The sequence below is a fragment of the Prosthecobacter fluviatilis genome (assembly GCF_055388355.1).
Genome location: NZ_AP043782.1, coordinates 4,302,897 through 4,317,317, shown reverse-complemented (window position 1 = coordinate 4,317,317; position 14,421 = coordinate 4,302,897). Strand labels below are relative to the sequence as shown.

12 protein-coding genes are annotated in these 14,421 nt (G+C 62.2%); 4 read left to right on the top strand and 8 right to left on the bottom strand.

What is annotated here, in order from left to right; genetic code table 11:
• Window positions 1–6: 6 nt before the first annotated feature.
• Both ACZ5WW_RS16890 and ACZ5WW_RS16885 read right to left on the bottom strand, forming a co-directional pair.
• Window positions 7–1,026, bottom strand: a complete 1,020-nt coding sequence (locus ACZ5WW_RS16890; RefSeq protein WP_377166125.1) for a BPSS1187 family protein — start codon at window positions 1,024–1,026, stop codon at window positions 7–9.
• Between the two features lie 45 nt (window positions 1,027–1,071).
• Window positions 1,072–1,905, bottom strand: a complete 834-nt coding sequence (locus ACZ5WW_RS16885) for a prephenate dehydratase (RefSeq protein WP_377166127.1) — start codon at window positions 1,903–1,905, stop codon at window positions 1,072–1,074.
• A gap of 406 nt (window positions 1,906–2,311) precedes the next feature.
• Here ACZ5WW_RS16885 and pbpC point away from each other — a divergent pair, with 406 nt between their 5' ends.
• A complete protein-coding gene (pbpC, locus tag ACZ5WW_RS16880; protein ID WP_377166129.1) occupies window positions 2,312–4,567 on the top strand; it encodes a penicillin-binding protein 1C in 2,256 nt (751 codons plus the stop codon).
• Window positions 4,568–4,601: 34 nt separating this feature from the next.
• On the opposite strand, the gene ACZ5WW_RS16875 is transcribed toward pbpC, so the two are convergent.
• Window positions 4,602–5,489 carry an EamA family transporter gene (locus ACZ5WW_RS16875; RefSeq protein ID WP_464694165.1) on the bottom strand — a complete coding sequence of 296 codons (888 nt, stop codon included), beginning with the start codon at window positions 5,487–5,489 and terminating at the stop codon, window positions 4,602–4,604.
• A 126-nt stretch (window positions 5,490–5,615) separates the two neighbouring features.
• Between ACZ5WW_RS16875 and ACZ5WW_RS16870 the strand changes: the two genes are divergently transcribed.
• On the top strand, window positions 5,616–6,764 hold the full coding sequence (locus ACZ5WW_RS16870; RefSeq protein ID WP_377166133.1) for a 6-phosphofructokinase: 1,149 nt from the start codon (window positions 5,616–5,618) through the stop codon (window positions 6,762–6,764).
• Window positions 6,765–6,844: 80 nt separating this feature from the next.
• On the opposite strand, the gene ACZ5WW_RS16865 is transcribed toward ACZ5WW_RS16870, so the two are convergent.
• Both ACZ5WW_RS16865 and ACZ5WW_RS16860 read right to left on the bottom strand, forming a co-directional pair.
• Entirely contained in the window at window positions 6,845–7,231 is a 387-nt protein-coding gene (locus ACZ5WW_RS16865) for a hypothetical protein (protein WP_377166135.1), read from the bottom strand.
• Between the two features lie 16 nt (window positions 7,232–7,247).
• Window positions 7,248–8,342: a dienelactone hydrolase family protein gene (locus ACZ5WW_RS16860; protein WP_377166137.1), complete on the bottom strand. Its 1,095-nt coding sequence runs from the start codon at window positions 8,340–8,342 to the stop codon at window positions 7,248–7,250.
• A 67-nt stretch (window positions 8,343–8,409) separates the two neighbouring features.
• On the opposite strand from ACZ5WW_RS16860, the gene ACZ5WW_RS16855 reads away from it, so the two are divergent.
• Together ACZ5WW_RS16855 and ACZ5WW_RS16850 are read left to right on the top strand one after the other, a co-directional pair.
• A complete protein-coding gene (locus ACZ5WW_RS16855; RefSeq protein WP_377166139.1) occupies window positions 8,410–9,132 on the top strand; it encodes a LamG domain-containing protein in 723 nt (240 codons plus the stop codon).
• Between the two features lie 49 nt (window positions 9,133–9,181).
• Window positions 9,182–9,613, top strand: a complete 432-nt coding sequence (locus ACZ5WW_RS16850; protein WP_377166141.1) for a DUF5069 domain-containing protein — start codon at window positions 9,182–9,184, stop codon at window positions 9,611–9,613.
• A gap of 4 nt (window positions 9,614–9,617) precedes the next feature.
• Here ACZ5WW_RS16850 and ACZ5WW_RS16845 read toward each other — a convergent pair whose 3' ends face one another.
• From ACZ5WW_RS16845 to ACZ5WW_RS16835, 3 genes are all read right to left on the bottom strand, one after another.
• Window positions 9,618–10,874, bottom strand: a complete 1,257-nt coding sequence (locus ACZ5WW_RS16845; protein WP_464694164.1) for a hypothetical protein — start codon at window positions 10,872–10,874, stop codon at window positions 9,618–9,620.
• Window positions 10,875–11,479: 605 nt separating this feature from the next.
• Entirely contained in the window at window positions 11,480–12,952 is a 1,473-nt protein-coding gene (locus ACZ5WW_RS16840; RefSeq protein WP_377166145.1) for an NADH-quinone oxidoreductase subunit N, read from the bottom strand.
• A gap of 7 nt (window positions 12,953–12,959) precedes the next feature.
• Entirely contained in the window at window positions 12,960–14,420 is a 1,461-nt protein-coding gene (locus ACZ5WW_RS16835; protein WP_377166147.1) for a complex I subunit 4 family protein, read from the bottom strand.
• Between the last annotated feature and the right edge of the window lies 1 nt (window position 14,421).

The window sequence follows — 14,421 nt, the reverse complement described above, 5'->3', positions numbered from 1 at the left end:
CTGGAATTAACGGGATGATTTGCGCTGATCCTTCACGCAGTCGGGATCGGCGGGCGTGGGAGATCCGGTCTGGTCCACAGGATGATTGAAGAGGTAGTGCCAGACGGCCTCGTGGATGAATTTGCCATCCTTGTCTTTCACCGCCGCGCCGCCGGGGGTCACGCTGCTGTGGGCGCGTTTGTCATCGCCCTTCACATCCGCATTGGTGATGAGGCGGCGGGTGTTTTGAAACGGAGGGGCGCTGATGTCAACATCGACGATGGGGCCGTACTGGTTCAGACCCATCATCTCCCAGGAGCGGCAGTAGTGGTCGGCTGTCCAGCCGCCATCGAGGACATGGCTGAAGCCGAAGATGCGATTTCCCGGCGTGGCGGAGGGCAGGGCCTGCCAGGAGTCGTAGTTGTCCCGCGGACCGCAGAAGCAGACGACGCGATCGACTTTCTGATGCTTGGCAAAGCGGGCCGAGGTGGTGGCGCCGTGGGAGGCACCGGAGACGATGACCTTGTCCCAGCGCAGGCCTTTGCCGTCCTGGGCGATGAACTGCTCCCACTTGCCTTCGGGGTGCTCTTTGGCAAGCCATTTCACAAACTGGAAGGAGCGCTCCATCATGCTGTCCGGCTGCGGGATGCTCACAACATCGCTCACATCCTCGCCAGTGCAGGCTTCGAGGCGGATGTCTCCGAGCGTCTTGCCATCGTCGCGGCGTGCGGCTGGGATGATGCCGAACCACTTGTTGGCGTAATGCGGCTGGATGGCGTGAAGGCCGTAGCTGTTGAGGCGCTCAAACAACGGTGCGCTGTGGCCCATGAGCCAGATGACGAGCTTGCCCTGGAGCTTGACGCTGGTATCCACGCTAGCGTTTTGCATGTCCTGGGGCTTGCCCTTTTTGTCGGTGAAGACGAAGTCGATCTCGGGATGCTCCTTGGCACGCGGGTCGATCTCGCTGGCGCGCTTGGAGATGGTGGGAGCGGCGCTGACATGAGCGCTGACGCAGAGCGCCAACAGGCAGGGGAGGATGTGTTTCATAAGGTTGGTGGTGATCTGCTTCCGGAAGGGCCAGGAATGGCCCTGTTATGATTCGAAGCGCAGCCCTGCGGAGTAGGAGCCCACGCTGCGGATCGTCGCGCCATCGGCGCGTGTTTGATCCAGCGCCTTTTGCACGCGCGGGTCGGCGGTGGAGCCTTCGATCTCGATGTAGAAGCGGTACTTGTTGGGCTGGCCGCGGATGGGACGGGATTCAAGGCGCTTCATGTTGATGTCGCCCTCGCTCAGTGGCGTGAGGAAGCGGCACAGGCTGCCGGAGCGGTCTGGCAGCTCGACGACGAGCGCGGTGCGGTTGTGCTCCAGAGAGGGCACATTGGCCGTGTGGCCGATGAGGTAGAACTGTGTGATGTTGGGCACCTCTCCCGCGATGGGGAAATGGAGGATCTGCAGACCGTGGCGCTCCGCATTCTGGCGCGGGCCGATGGCCGCCGCGCCGGACACAGCCACGGCTTTCTCCGCCGCCTTGGCGGTGCTGGGCTCGACCACGCGCTTCACGTTGGGGTAGTGGGCCTTGAGCCATTCGTCGCCATGATAAAAGGGCATGGCATGGGAGTGAATGGATGTGATGGGCTCCCCTGCCCTGCCGAGCAGGGCCAGCTTCACATCCAGTGTCAGCTCCTCCAGGATGCGCAGCCCGCAGCGCGCATCCACGAGGCGGTCCACGGTGTCGATGATGAAGCCGCCGGAGGAGTTTTCGATGGGGACGATGCCGAGGGCGTCGGGTGTTGAGGCGAGGAAGTCGAAGACATCGCCTACGTTGTCGCGCAGGCTCACCGCCGCGCCGGGGAACCGCATCTGGGTGATGAGATGCGAAAAGCTCCCGTCGGGTCCGAGGCAGGCGATGGTAGGCGGTGGATTCATGCGCCGCGCATGCTCCGCCGCTGGGGCGGATGGTCAAGCGGGCGCGTTCTCAAAGAGTGCGCAGGGATGAGAGGAGCAGCGCAGCGAAGATAGACAACCGCAGGCTGCCCGAAGGGTGAGCAAAGCGAATCAATGCGGTTGCAGAGATGCACGGCGCAAGCCTGCATCGGCGACACCGCTTTCGCGAGGTATCGTACGGACTTCGGCCGCAGCCCGCCGTCCGGCCCGCGGGTGGGTGCTTTCGGGCAGCCTATTGATTCTCGCGTACCTTCCGGCCTACGAAGGCGGTGTGGCGCTGCGCCTCCCATCGCACTCCAAGACGGTGGCGCGATGCTTGTATGTGCCAGCCGCTGATTGGCAAGCATCACGCTCTGGATTTCACCGCCACTCGGGGCTTGATTGGTGGATGATCCGCCGCTGGAAAATCACCCTCTTCGTACTGCCCTTGCTGGCGGCAGGCGGGTGGTGGGGGCTGCCGTGGCTGCTGCCGCTGCCGGAGGCGCTGCTGAGGCCGCCGCCGGCCTCCACGCTGTACCTGGCACGCGATGGCACGCCGCTCCGGCATCTTTTAAACGAAGACGGCACGCGCTCGGCACCGGCGGTGAGCTATGCGGAGATCCCGCCGCATCTGGTGCATGCGCTGCTGGCGGCGGAGGACAAGCGATTCTTCTCCCACGGCGGTGTCGATCTGCTGGCCATCGCGCGCGCGGCATGGAGCAATCTGAGGAGCCACCGCATCGTGTCCGGGGCCTCGACGATCCATCAGCAGCTCATCAAAAACACCACGCCGCAGCACGGCAGGCGCACTCTGTGGGCCAAGCTGACCGAGGCGCTGCGGGCGCGCAGGCTGGCCATGACATGGAGCCGCGAGTCGGTGCTGGCGGCGTATGCGAACCGTGTCTCCTTTGGCAATCTGATGACGGGCGCCGCCACGGCTGCGTCGGGTTATTTCCACAAGCCGCTGGGCGATCTCACCCCTGCGGAGTGCGCGCTGCTGGCCGCGCTGCCGCAGGCTCCGGCGCGGCTGAACCCGTTTCGGAATCTGGAGGGCGTGCTGCCACGGCAGCAGCACATCCTGGACAAGATGCACGAGCTGCACTGGCTGAGCGATGAGGAGCACCGCGTGGCGCTGGACCAGAAGATCGTGCTGCAGCGCTTCAGCGGAGGATTTGAGGCCCCGCATGCGGTGGAGATGCTGCGTGGTGCCGCGCAGAATGGCACCGTGCGCACCACGCTGGATGCCATGCTGCAGCAGCATATTGAGACGATCATCGCGCAGCGGCTGGAGGTGCTGAAGGGCCGCCATGTGACGCATGCGGCGGTGGTGGTGATCGAGAATGCGACAGGAGCGGTGCTGACGCTGGCGGGCTCGCGGGATTTCTTTGCGAAGGATGGCGGGCAGCTGAATGGGGCGTGGGCGCCGCATTCGCCTGGCTCGGCGATGAAGCCGTTTACGTACCTGCTGGCGTTTGAGCGCGGGGCCACGCCTGCGAGCCTCGTGGCGGATCTGCCGGTGGAGTTTGCGACGGCATCGGGCACCTACCGCCCGGAGAACTACTCCCTGCGCAGCTATGGCCCGATGACGTACCGTCAGGCTCTGGGAAATTCGCTGAACATCTCGGCCGTGCGCGTGCTGGACTCCATCGGCGGTGCGGAGACGCTGCTGCCGAAGCTGCGCGAGCTGGGGCTGAGCACGCTCACGGAAGATGCGGCACACTACGGCCTGGGCCTCACGATTGGCAATGCCTCCGTGCGGCTGATCGAACTGGCGAATGCCTATGCGTGTCTGGCGCGGCTGGGCAAGTTCAAGCCGTGGACGCTTCTGCAAAAAACCACCGCCTCCGAGGAGCGCCGCCTGCTGGGCGAGAGCGAGAGCTGGCTCATCGCCGACATCCTCAGCGACAATCAGGCGCGCGAGATGGCCTTTGGCAGCTGGTCGGTGATCCGCCTGCCCTTCCGCTGCGCGGTGAAGACCGGCACCAGCTCCACCTTCCGCGACAACTGGACCGTGGGCTACACGCCGGAGCACACCGTCGGCGTGTGGGCGGGCAATTTTGACAACACCCCCATGCAGGACGTGAGCGGCGTCACGGGCGCAGGACCGATCTTTCGCGATGTGATGCTGCACCTGCATGAAAAGCATGCTGCCACGTGGTATGACATGCCACAAGGCATCACGCATGCGCGCATTGATCCGCGAACTGGAAAACGTCTCACGCCGCAGACGCCTCCGGCACGGATGAGCCGCGAGGAGTTTTTTGTGGCGGGCAAGCTCCCGCCTCCGGCTCAGGCGGGTGATTATGATGCGAGGGGGCGAGCGATACTGCCGCGCGAGTATGCGGCGTGGATCGGCAGCAGCGGGAACTGGCTGGGGGATCTGGTGACGACGGCTGAGTCAGAAGCGAGGCCGGTGCTGAGGATCACGAATCCGATTCCGGGAACGGTGGTGATTCTAGATCCGGATATTCGGAATGGTGGGAACCGGCTGCTGCTGCAGGCGATGGGCGGAGAGCGGGTGAGGTGGAAATGTGAAACGCTGGAGCTGCGAAATGAGGGGGCTCACGTGTTTGCGATTCTCAAACCGGGCAGGCATGAGATCGAGGCGAGGGATGAAGGCGGCGGGCAGAGCGTGCGAACGTTTGTGATCGTCAAAGAGGAGTAGGAGATGCGGCGAGCGCAGGGGCTTCCTGGGCACCTTACACCACCACAAGAACGATCGCGCTCATCATCAGGAGCGCACCGGCGAGACGCCAGCGCATGACCTGGGGGCCGAGGTGCTGCTCAGCATTCTTGAACCAGTGGCCGATCATCCACACCAGCGCCACGCTGAGCAGGCCGCGCGAAGCATAGACGATGTTGGCGGAGGTGGCCTTGCCAAAGACGGCGAGGGTGCTGACGAAGATGATGCTCTGAGTACCGAGCAGCACGGAGCCGCCAGCGAGCCACGGCCAGGCCTGCGGACGGATGGCGCTGAGCGGGGCGGAGAAGCGGAAGATGAGCCCAAAGGAGAGCAGCGCATTGATCCAGAAAATGCAGGGGAGCAGACGGCCGACACCCCAGTACGGACCCCATTTTTGCACCAGCACATCAAACACCGCAAAGGCCACCGCACCAAACCCGCCTGAGACAAACGTGAGCAGCAGATGACGTGGCGGCTGCCCGGCATCTTTGCGATTGAGAAAGGTGATGCCGAGCACGCTGAGAAAGGCGGCGATCCAGAGCTTGACGCCCACGGCCTCGCCGATGAGCAGCGGCGTCAGGAAGGCCACCAGGATGACCTTGAGCCCAAACACGGGCACGGCCACAGAGACGTCCCCCTTGTCCAGCGCCAGAAACTGGGCCAGCTGACCGAGAAAAAGGCACATGGCGATGATGCCGGGCTGCCAGAGCATGTCGCGCTCAATAGGCGGGCCGCCGAGAAGCCATAGGAAAGAAAACAGGCCTGCCACGATCAGATTCGCCACGAAAGTGGTGCGCCAGAGACCTACCCCAAGATCGCTGGAGCGTTTCAGCACGAGCGCGCCAAAGGCGTACAAGAGGGCTGCTAGCAAGGGGAAGAGCGTGGTGGCGAGGGCTGGGGGCACCCGTGCCATTATCACGCCCACACCCGGTGGCAAGCCCGAGCCCAAGGAATGCGGCGGCGGGCTTTCAGCCATCACTTGCCACGAGCACGGCGCTTGCTAAGCAAATGACCCCACTTTTTCCAACCCATGACCGCTACCTTCCCCGAACAATCCGTCGCCGTACTTTTCAGCGGAGGCGACGCGCCCGGCATGAACGCCTTTCTGCGCGCTGTTGTACGCCTGGGCCTGAACCGCGAGAAGATCGCCGTGCTGGGCATCCGCGACGGCTACCGTGGTCTCGTGCGCACCGCCCGCGCCGTGAATGACGACGCCGAAGCCCTGGTGCGCCTGAAGAACGACATCGCCACTCACACCGGGCGCGCCGGCCTGATCTCCGAGCAGCTCCATATCATCCAGATGGACCACGCCAGCGTGAGCGGCATCATGGGCAAAGGCGGCACCATTCTGGGCTCCGCACGCTGCCTGGAGTTTCATGACAAGAAGGTGCGCGACAGCGTGATCAAGCTGCTCAAGAGCCTGAACGTCCGCGCCCTGGTGGTGGTGGGAGGTGACGGCTCGCTCACCGGTGCCCGCCTGCTGGCCCAGGAGAGTGACCTGCGTGTGATCGGCGTGCCTGCCACGATCGACAATGACCTGCAGTTTACCGACATGGCGCTGGGCGTGGACACCGCCGTGAACACGCTCGTCTGGGCGGTGGACCACTTCATCGACACCGCACGCAGCCACCGCCGCGTGATGGTGCTGGAAACCATGGGCCGTGCGAGCGGCGACCTGGCCCGCATGGCCGGCCTGGCCTCCGGTGCGGAGATGATCATCACCCCCGAGGCCGGACCGCTGAACGAGGAAGCGATGAAGAAACTGGCCGCCAAGATCGAAGGAGCGATGACCCGCGGCCGAGGCCACGCCATCGTACTGGTGGCGGAGGGTGTGGAGTTTGACCCGCCGCAGAAGCGCAACCGCGCCTATGTGCTGATGGACGCCTTCCAGCAGTACTTCCAGCGCGCCGGAGCCCCCTTCCAGGACCTGGAAGTGCGCCCCTCGGTGCTGGGCCACCTGCAGCGCGGCGGCCACACCACGCCGGGAGATTGCATCCTGGCGGCACGCTTTGCCGACCATGCCTGGAAGACCATCCAGCAGCCCGATGGCGGCAGCGGCATCACCGCCCTGCGCAAGAACGTGGTCGAGATCGTCCCCTACGGCGAACCGGACATGCCCGAGCGCGCCGCCTTCTCCCGCGAGATGGAGCAGCTGCACGATGACCTGAGCTCGTGGTAAGGAGAGGGCAAGCCTCAAGGAATGGTCAAGGGGGCGTCACGCTCACCTTGGCTACTACCTGACCAGCTCGACTTCTCCCTTCAGTTCGTGAAATTCACCACAGTCAGCGGCCCATTGTAACCGAATGCCGCATCTACGGCCTGCATGGCACCATAGGACCATACACAAACCACCAGCAAAGTCAGGCCAACCGTTATTTTGGCATCCGTGGATTGTGCCATTGGGATGCCTTGATGAGATTCAGAACGCAGGCTGATGCATGCTGCCCAGAGCAACGGAATCATCCATGCCCATAGGCCGGTTTTGAGCACGAACTCCATGCTATTTGGCAGGGCATTGAGCAGTAAAAGTGGCGACTCCACTTTTTCCATCACGTTCACCATTTTCCGTGAGAGCGCATAGCCCATCCCGATAAACAGGCACTGCACCAGAATCAGAACGCTGATGGCCTTGGGTGGGTAGTTCATGGCTGCACTGCTTGTATCAATTCTTCACCCAGCGGTCCATCCATTTCACGGTCTTCTCCCACATTTCGGGGAGATAGACGTGGCCGACGCCGGGGTAGATGGTGTTTTCGAAATGTGTCGAGGCATCGCCGCCGTGCAGTGAGTACACCTGGCTGACGATCTCGCCGATGTGGCGAACGCCGTCGGCGGGTGAACCGCCATCCTGATCCCCGGTCATGAAGAGCATGGGGCGCGGGGCGCCTAGGGCGATGACGGACTCGGTGTCGAAGTGCCTGAGCATGCCGGGGACGAAGTAATAAATGCCGTGGGCCTTGAGCATGCCGGCGCGGATCAGCTCCTCGTAGCGCGTCATGCAGCCGACGCACACGGCGGCGCGCGGGCGGTCGTCCAATGCCATGATCCACCAGCTTCTGGTGGAGCCCATGCTGATGCCGGTAACGCCGATGCGCTGCGCGTCCACCTCGGCACGGGTGCAGAGATAATCGAGCGCGGTGAGGTCATCGCGCAGCATCATGCCCCAGAGGGTGCGGCCGACCCAGAGGTTGAACTTGGCGGCGGTCATCTCGCCATTGCCGCCTTTCTGCTGGGGGCCGTCGGGGCCGTGGCCGTTGCGCTCGCCAAAGCATGGGGCGTCGATGCCGAGGACAACGTAACCCGCCTCCGCGAGCGCGGGGCCAGCGGCCACGGGGGTGGCATTGGTCTGCAGGAGCTCCTGTTTGCCGATGTCATACTGGCCGCCATGCCAGTGACAGCAGAGGATGGCGGGGGCTTTGTTTTGTGGTGTGGCCGTCTTGGGGACAAACACATAGCCCTTCACGATCTCGCCAGCGCCGTTGTCGAACTGGAGGGTCTCCAACGTGTAGCCGCCTTTGTCCTCACGGCTGATCACCTGGAAGGAAGAGATGGGCGGGCGTGGGGGGAGGTCGCCGAGGAGTGCGTTTAGCTTTGCCCGAATCTGCACCCGCTGCTGCTGCCATGCCTGGAGTGTGGCAGGGACCTGGAGTGGTGGGGCGAGCTGGGTCTTTGCCAGCCAGGCATCGGCGGCGGGGTCGGGTTCAGCGGCGTGCATGAGCGTGTGCAGGAGAATGAGACAGACGGCGGCGGTGCGCATGCGCCGGTTCTATCAGGCCGGGAATTTTCACGCAACATGGATGCTGCGGTTTCGTTTCCACCGCTCCATGAAACACACCTCCCTGCTCACCCTGATCCTCGCCCTGGCCGCCTTCGGCATCCGTGCCGAGGACAAGCCGCTCCTCGCCATCCCTGGCAAGGTCATCTATGAAAACAATCTCGCCTCAGGAGCCGGTGCGCCGTGGAAGGCCGCCAAAGGCAAATGGGAGGCCGTGGACGGCGTGCTGCATGGCTCTGAGCTGGAAGCCGACAAGCACGGCGCGGTGATCCGGCTGCCCAACAAGCTGAAGGATTTCGTCATTGAGTATGAGTTCAAGTTTTCCGGTGCCAAGACCACCAGCCTTTCCATCAATGCCATCAAGGACCACATGGCGCGCATCATGATCACGCCAAAGTCGGTGACGGTACAGCGCGACGACAACGACCATGAAGGCCCGGACAAGGCGGTGGTCTTTGCCCGCTTCCCCGCCGAGCTGGGAGAAGGCTGGCACAAGGTCCGTCTGGAGATGGTGGGGGACAAGATGCTGGGCAAGGTGGACGACCTCGTAGCCTGGGGTGCCAATGACCTCTTCCTCACGGAGAAGGCCTCTCCTGGCTTCACCGTCAGCGGCCAGTCGGTGGACTTCCGCCATTTCAGCCTCAAGGAAGCCACCCTCAATCCCGGCTGGGATGCCGTGATGGGCACCCTGCCCAAGCCTGGCGAGAAAGTGGCCCCTGTGGCCAGACCTGCCGCCAAAGGTGCTGCCAAGGCCAAGAAGAAGGCCGAGTAAGCCTGCCAGCCTGCATTGACTTGCCATGCGCCCATTGCTAATGAGGCGCATGGCATTTCCCATTCGTTCCCCTCGTGACATGGTCGGCGGCATCATGGTCTTTGGCCGCATCCTGGACAAGATCCGCCTCTTCGACAAAGAGGGCAGCCTGCCTGAGGGCTACCACCTGGGCTACCTGTCCGGGAGCCGCACCTTTGACGAGCGCGTGTGCAAATTCCTCGGCGTGGATTTTTATGAGCTGACGCAGCGCACGCTGGCCGGTGGCACCGACGAAGAGATCCTGGAATGGTGCTGCCAGAACGGCAACCGCCCCACAGCCGAGCAGATCGAAATCTGGAACGGCTTCATGCTGAAGCGTGGCTGGCGCGATGCGGCCAGCGAAGGCCTGATCAAGCAGCGTGCCGAGGCCGGCCTCGCGCACCGCGAAGATCTGGTGACCTTCTTTGACATGATGGATGTCGAGGAAGGCCGCGCGCCGTGATTCATCAGAATCCGCGTGGTGCCATGGAGTAGAGGCCCAGGGTCACATCATAGGCATCCAGCATGGCCATGCGCTTGAGCTCGTGGCCCGCGCCCCAGGAGTCGGTGAAGAGGATCTGATTTTTAGCGAGGTTGTAGCCGATGATCATGCGCATGTGCCCGCCGCTGATCTGCCCGCCGGCGGGCAGCGGAGGCTCCTCGGGCTTCTGCCCCAGGAAAAGCCCCCAGAGCAGAGGGACGCCTTTGTCGGTGTATTCCTTGACGATGGAAAGGAAGGCTTTCTCGGAGACACGGCGCTTGCGGCCGTTTGTGTAATACAGCTCGGGATTGATCAAGGGCTTGAAGGTGACGTTGAAAGCGCCGTCGATTTTGGCGAGGCTCTTCTGCATGGTGGTGATGTCCGCGCCACTTCCTGCATCGACGCTGACGAGCTTTGCCATCTCGTGCTGGTCACAGGGGATGCGCATGTACTCAAACAGGCGCTGGCAGCTCGCGGCGACGCAGTAGCCTTTCTGGCCCTGATCCACCATCGGCACGCCAGAAATGTACACATCGCCCTCCGGGGTCTTTTTGATTCGCTGGAGCAGCTCCATGCGCTGGACGCCTGTGGCCATCTTGCCCATGCTCCAGTCCGCCTGGTTGGGTGCGGCAAGTTTCAGACGCAGGAACTCGGGCTTCGTGACCTTGCCGGGTGTGTTGTACTCGTTGTATTCGAGAAGCGCAATGCCGCCCGGGGACGTCCAGTTCCAGCCTGTGACTGGCAGCGCGGCATTGGAGGACAAGATCTGACGCTTGGGAGAGACCTTCATCACCTGGCCGAGGTTTTGACCAATGAGTTTGAAAATGCGGTCGAATTCCGTCGTGGTGATATCGCCCGAGTCGCCGCGATTGTAGAAGGAGATGGTGGCACGCGCGGCTTTGCCGTTCACAAACTCCAGAATGGCCTCCTCGACATTGATGGAGCCGCCAAACATGGTGAGCTTTGTCTCCACATTGCTGAACATGTGGCGGGAGAAACGGGCGCGGTCTTTGCCGGCGCTCATCCATTCGAACTGGGGAGGCTTCGGCTGATCGCCCTGATCATTTGTCTTCAGCACATAGGTCTTTTCCAGCTCGGCAGGGGTCCACAGCCATAGGGCGTTAAAGTTCAGCAGGGCATCCAAATCGGCTGACAATACCGGCAATTCAACAGGCTGGTTTTCCACCGTGGGCTGGGGCGGGGGAGGCCCGCTGCCAAAAGGGCTTTGAATTGACAGACTCATGGAGGAAGGACCGACATTGTAACTGACCGTGTATTTAGGATGCACCCAATGCGGTCCCTTCCAAACAATGCTGGCACCGGGATCTTCGTTGGGATTTGAGTCTCCCGTTTTTTGTGCCAGAAAGATGTCCAATGCCTCCAGCTTTTTCTTTGTGACGTTCTTGGTGCTGAGCACCAGGCTTACAGAAGGTCTGAAAGCAGAGAAATAAAACATCATGCGTTGGACCTCGAAAAGGCCTCCGAAAACAGTGTTCTCCAAAAGCCCGCCACTCGCAGCGTGCACAAACACAAGGCTTCCGGATTTTTCTGTTCTTACGCTATAGTTGGGAGGCTTGCTCCGATCCTTCCTGTGAGCGTCCAAAAAGTCGATCAAGTTTTGCTGCGTCAAAGCCAGTGGATCAGACCAGTCGATCAAATCATCAAAGGATGCAGGCGAGGGCTTTGCGGCCTGTGCGATGGCTGCATCCTGAAAGGCCAACCATGTGAGCAACACCATGCCGTTAAGCAGCCGCGATTTCATGCAGCTCATTTATCTGACCCGGCCTGCTTCTGTCAATGCTTATTGGCAAGACACCCCGTCAATCCACCTACAAATCTTCCTTCCCATCACTTCGCCACAACAGCGGGCCGATCTGATATCAGCACCTTCTGCAACGGCTTGGGATAGACACCAAGGATCAGGATACCGAGAGCCAGCGCACCAGCGACGGCTTTGGCGGGACCGGAGAAGGTCAGCGCGGGGACGTCGGTGCCTTCGGTGGTGTACATCGCGAGGATGGTCTTGAAGTAGTAGTAGAAACCGGCGGCGGCGGCGATGATGGCGCAGATGAGGGCGCCCCAGCAGCCGTGGTCAGCCAGGCCAAGGAAGACGAAGAGCTTGCCGAGGAAGCCTGCGGTGAGCGGCAAGCCAGCCAAGGAGGCAAAGGAGAGAGTCATCAGCAAGGCGAGAAGCGGATTGCGCTTGGCGAGGCCGGTGAAGTCCTTGATGTCCTCGCCAAGGCCGTTGGCACGCATGAGGCCTAGGCCGAGGAAGCCGAGGACGGTCATGGGCAGGTAGGTGGCAAGGTAAAAGGCCACGACGCCTCCGGAGGAGAGACTGAAGCGGGCGCTTTCACAACAGGCCAGCGCGAGGAGCAGATAGCCCGCGTGTGAGATACTGGAGTAAGCGAGCAGGCGCTTGACGCTGGTCTGGAACATGGCCGGCAGGCTGCCGAGAAGAACGGTCAGCGATCCGATGACGAGAAGGAGTCCCTGGATCTCACTGCCGATGATGGAGCCTTCGGCCATGAAGGCTTCGAGAGCACGGGTGAGGACGACGAAACCGGCGGCCTTGGAACCCACCGAGAGGAAGGCCGTGACAGGTGTGGGAGCGCCCTGATAAACGTCCGGCACCCACATGTGGAAGGGAGCGGCGGCGACTTTGAAACCGAGGCCGCAGAGCAACACAGCGGCACCGAAGAGTGCTGCCGTCTTGCTGGTGGCAGGATTGGCCAGCGCCTTGGCGATGCCATCAAAGCTCATCGTGCCGGTGGCGCCGTAGATCCAGGCGATGCCATAGACGAGCACGCCGGTGGAGAGAGCGCCGAGGATGAGGTATTTGACCCCTGCTTCGAGGCTGAAGGCGCTCTTGCGGGCAAAGGCGACGAGCACGTAGAAAGAAACGGTGACGAGCTCGAGCGCCACGAAGACAGTTACCAGGTCACGGGCGGACGCCATCCACATCATGCCGGTGCAGACGATGAGCGGCAGGCTGAACATTTCGGCCAGCTTGCCGTCCAGCGTGAAGCGCGTGAGATACGGCGCACATTCCAGCGTGAGCCAGAGCACAAGCATGGTGATGACCAGCGCGAAGCCCTTGTAGAACAGGGCGAGGCTGTCGAGCTGATGCCAGGGCTGGATGAAGCCGGGGAGGCTGGCGGTGTCATGCGGCACGACGAGGAGCAGAATGAACGCGAGCGCGGTGCCTGCGATGGCCGTGAGACCGAGTGTGCGGCGGGAGATGGCGGGATTGAAGGCCTCGAGCAGCAGCAGTGCGAGTCCAAGTGTGGCGAGGCCGGCTTCGATGGTGAAAACGCTCATGGCAGGACTACAGCGCGGATTTCATGAGGTTGAGCAGCAGCCATGGGCAGCAGCCGGTGACGAGCAGCGTGGCGGCAAGAATGATGAAGGGCACACGCTGTGAGAACGCAGGATCAATCATGAACAGGCCGGTGGCAGGACTGCCGTGGAAGATGCTGCGGTAGGCGCGCAGCATGTAAACAGCGGACATCACCACGCCCCAGAGCGCCAGGATGACCGTCCACTGGAGACTGGTGAGGGCGCCCGATTTGAACTCAGTGAAGTTGCCGATGAAGATCAGGACTTCTCCGGCGAAGTTGGTGAGGCCGGGCAGGCCGATGGAGGCAAAGGCACCAAAGGCAAAGAGAACTGTGAAAGCAGGCGCATGCGTGGCGAGGCCTCCCAGCTTGTTGTATTCCAGGGTGCCCAGCTGATTGCGCATGCGGCCGCAAAGGCCGAAGAGCAGAGCGATGGATATGCCGTGCGCAAACATGAGGATGACCGCGCCTTTCAGAGCGATCTCCGTCCCAGCTGCGATGCCGAGGAAGATGTAGCCCATGTGCATGACGCTGGAGTTTGCCAGGGTGGCGTCGAGACGGCCCGCGTGGATGGTGACGAGGCCCATGACGAGAATGTTTCCGAGCAGCATCACCAGCAGCGCATTCTGCACCCACTCCACATGGGCACCCTGAGGGAGCAGCGGCAGCGCAATGCGAATGAGGCCATAGAGGCCGAACTTTTTGAGGACGCCAGAGTGAAGCATGGCGACCGGAGTGGGCGCGGTGGCATAAGCAGGCGCAGCCCAGCTATGGAAGGGAAAGAGACTGACGAGGGAGCCAAAACCGAGCAGCAGCACAAAGAAGATCTGCGCCTGCTTCGCATCTGGCAGAGGCGTGAGCCTGGCCTGGCTGCGGAGGGCTTCGAGGTCAAAAGTGAGCTTGGAACCACCGCTGAATTCGAGCACCAACCAGACCAGACCGGCGAGCAAAACCAGGCTGCCAGCACCGAGATAGATGGTGGCCTTCCAGGCAACGGCCTTGCGCTGGGCGGGCTCGGCACGGCCATGAAGCGCGATCATGAGGAAGGTGGGGATCAGCGCGAGCTCATGGAATGCGTAGATGAAGAAAACATCTGTGGTGAGGAAAGCGCCCAGTGCGCCGCCACCGATGAGAAGCGAGGAGATGAAAAAGATCGGCGGACGATCTTCAATCTGCCAGATGGCGGCCAGCATGACCAGCGAGGTGAGCAGCGCGAGGATGATGGAAACACCATCTGCGCCGACAGCGAAACTGAGCGAAGGATTTTCAAGGATCTGGCGCGAGTGGGTGAAGGCCAGGCCTGTTTTGCCCCAGTATTGCCCGGCCGTGTACAACACCAGCACGAGATTGACGAAGGTGGCACCAAGCGATGCGGCGCGGGCAGGCGCACCGAGCCAGACCGCCAGGGCGGCGAGCAGCGGCAGTGCGATGATTAGTTCAAGAACGCTCATT

Bases quoted from the DNA above. Each gene is read 5' to 3' on its own strand.
- ACZ5WW_RS16860 (WP_377166137.1), bottom strand. From the start codon at position 8,342: ATGCGCACCGCCGCCGTCTGTCTCATTCTCCTGCACACGCTCATGCAC.
- ACZ5WW_RS16855 (WP_377166139.1), top strand. From the start codon at position 8,410: ATGAAACACACCTCCCTGCTCACCCTGATCCTCGCCCTGGCCGCCTTC.
- ACZ5WW_RS16865 (WP_377166135.1), bottom strand. From the start codon at position 7,231: ATGAACTACCCACCCAAGGCCATCAGCGTTCTGATTCTGGTGCAGTGC.
- ACZ5WW_RS16840 (WP_377166145.1), bottom strand. From the start codon at position 12,952: ATGAGCGTTTTCACCATCGAAGCCGGCCTCGCCACACTTGGACTCGCA.
- ACZ5WW_RS16835 (WP_377166147.1), bottom strand. From the start codon at position 14,420: ATGAGCGTTCTTGAACTAATCATCGCACTGCCGCTGCTCGCCGCCCTG.
- pbpC (WP_377166129.1), top strand. From the start codon at position 2,312: ATGATCCGCCGCTGGAAAATCACCCTCTTCGTACTGCCCTTGCTGGCG.
- ACZ5WW_RS16885 (WP_377166127.1), bottom strand. From the start codon at position 1,905: ATGAATCCACCGCCTACCATCGCCTGCCTCGGACCCGACGGGAGCTTT.
- ACZ5WW_RS16890 (WP_377166125.1), bottom strand. From the start codon at position 1,026: ATGAAACACATCCTCCCCTGCCTGTTGGCGCTCTGCGTCAGCGCTCAT.
- ACZ5WW_RS16845 (WP_464694164.1), bottom strand. From the start codon at position 10,874: ATGAGTCTGTCAATTCAAAGCCCTTTTGGCAGCGGGCCTCCCCCGCCC.
- ACZ5WW_RS16850 (WP_377166141.1), top strand. From the start codon at position 9,182: ATGGCATTTCCCATTCGTTCCCCTCGTGACATGGTCGGCGGCATCATG.
- ACZ5WW_RS16870 (WP_377166133.1), top strand. From the start codon at position 5,616: ATGACCGCTACCTTCCCCGAACAATCCGTCGCCGTACTTTTCAGCGGA.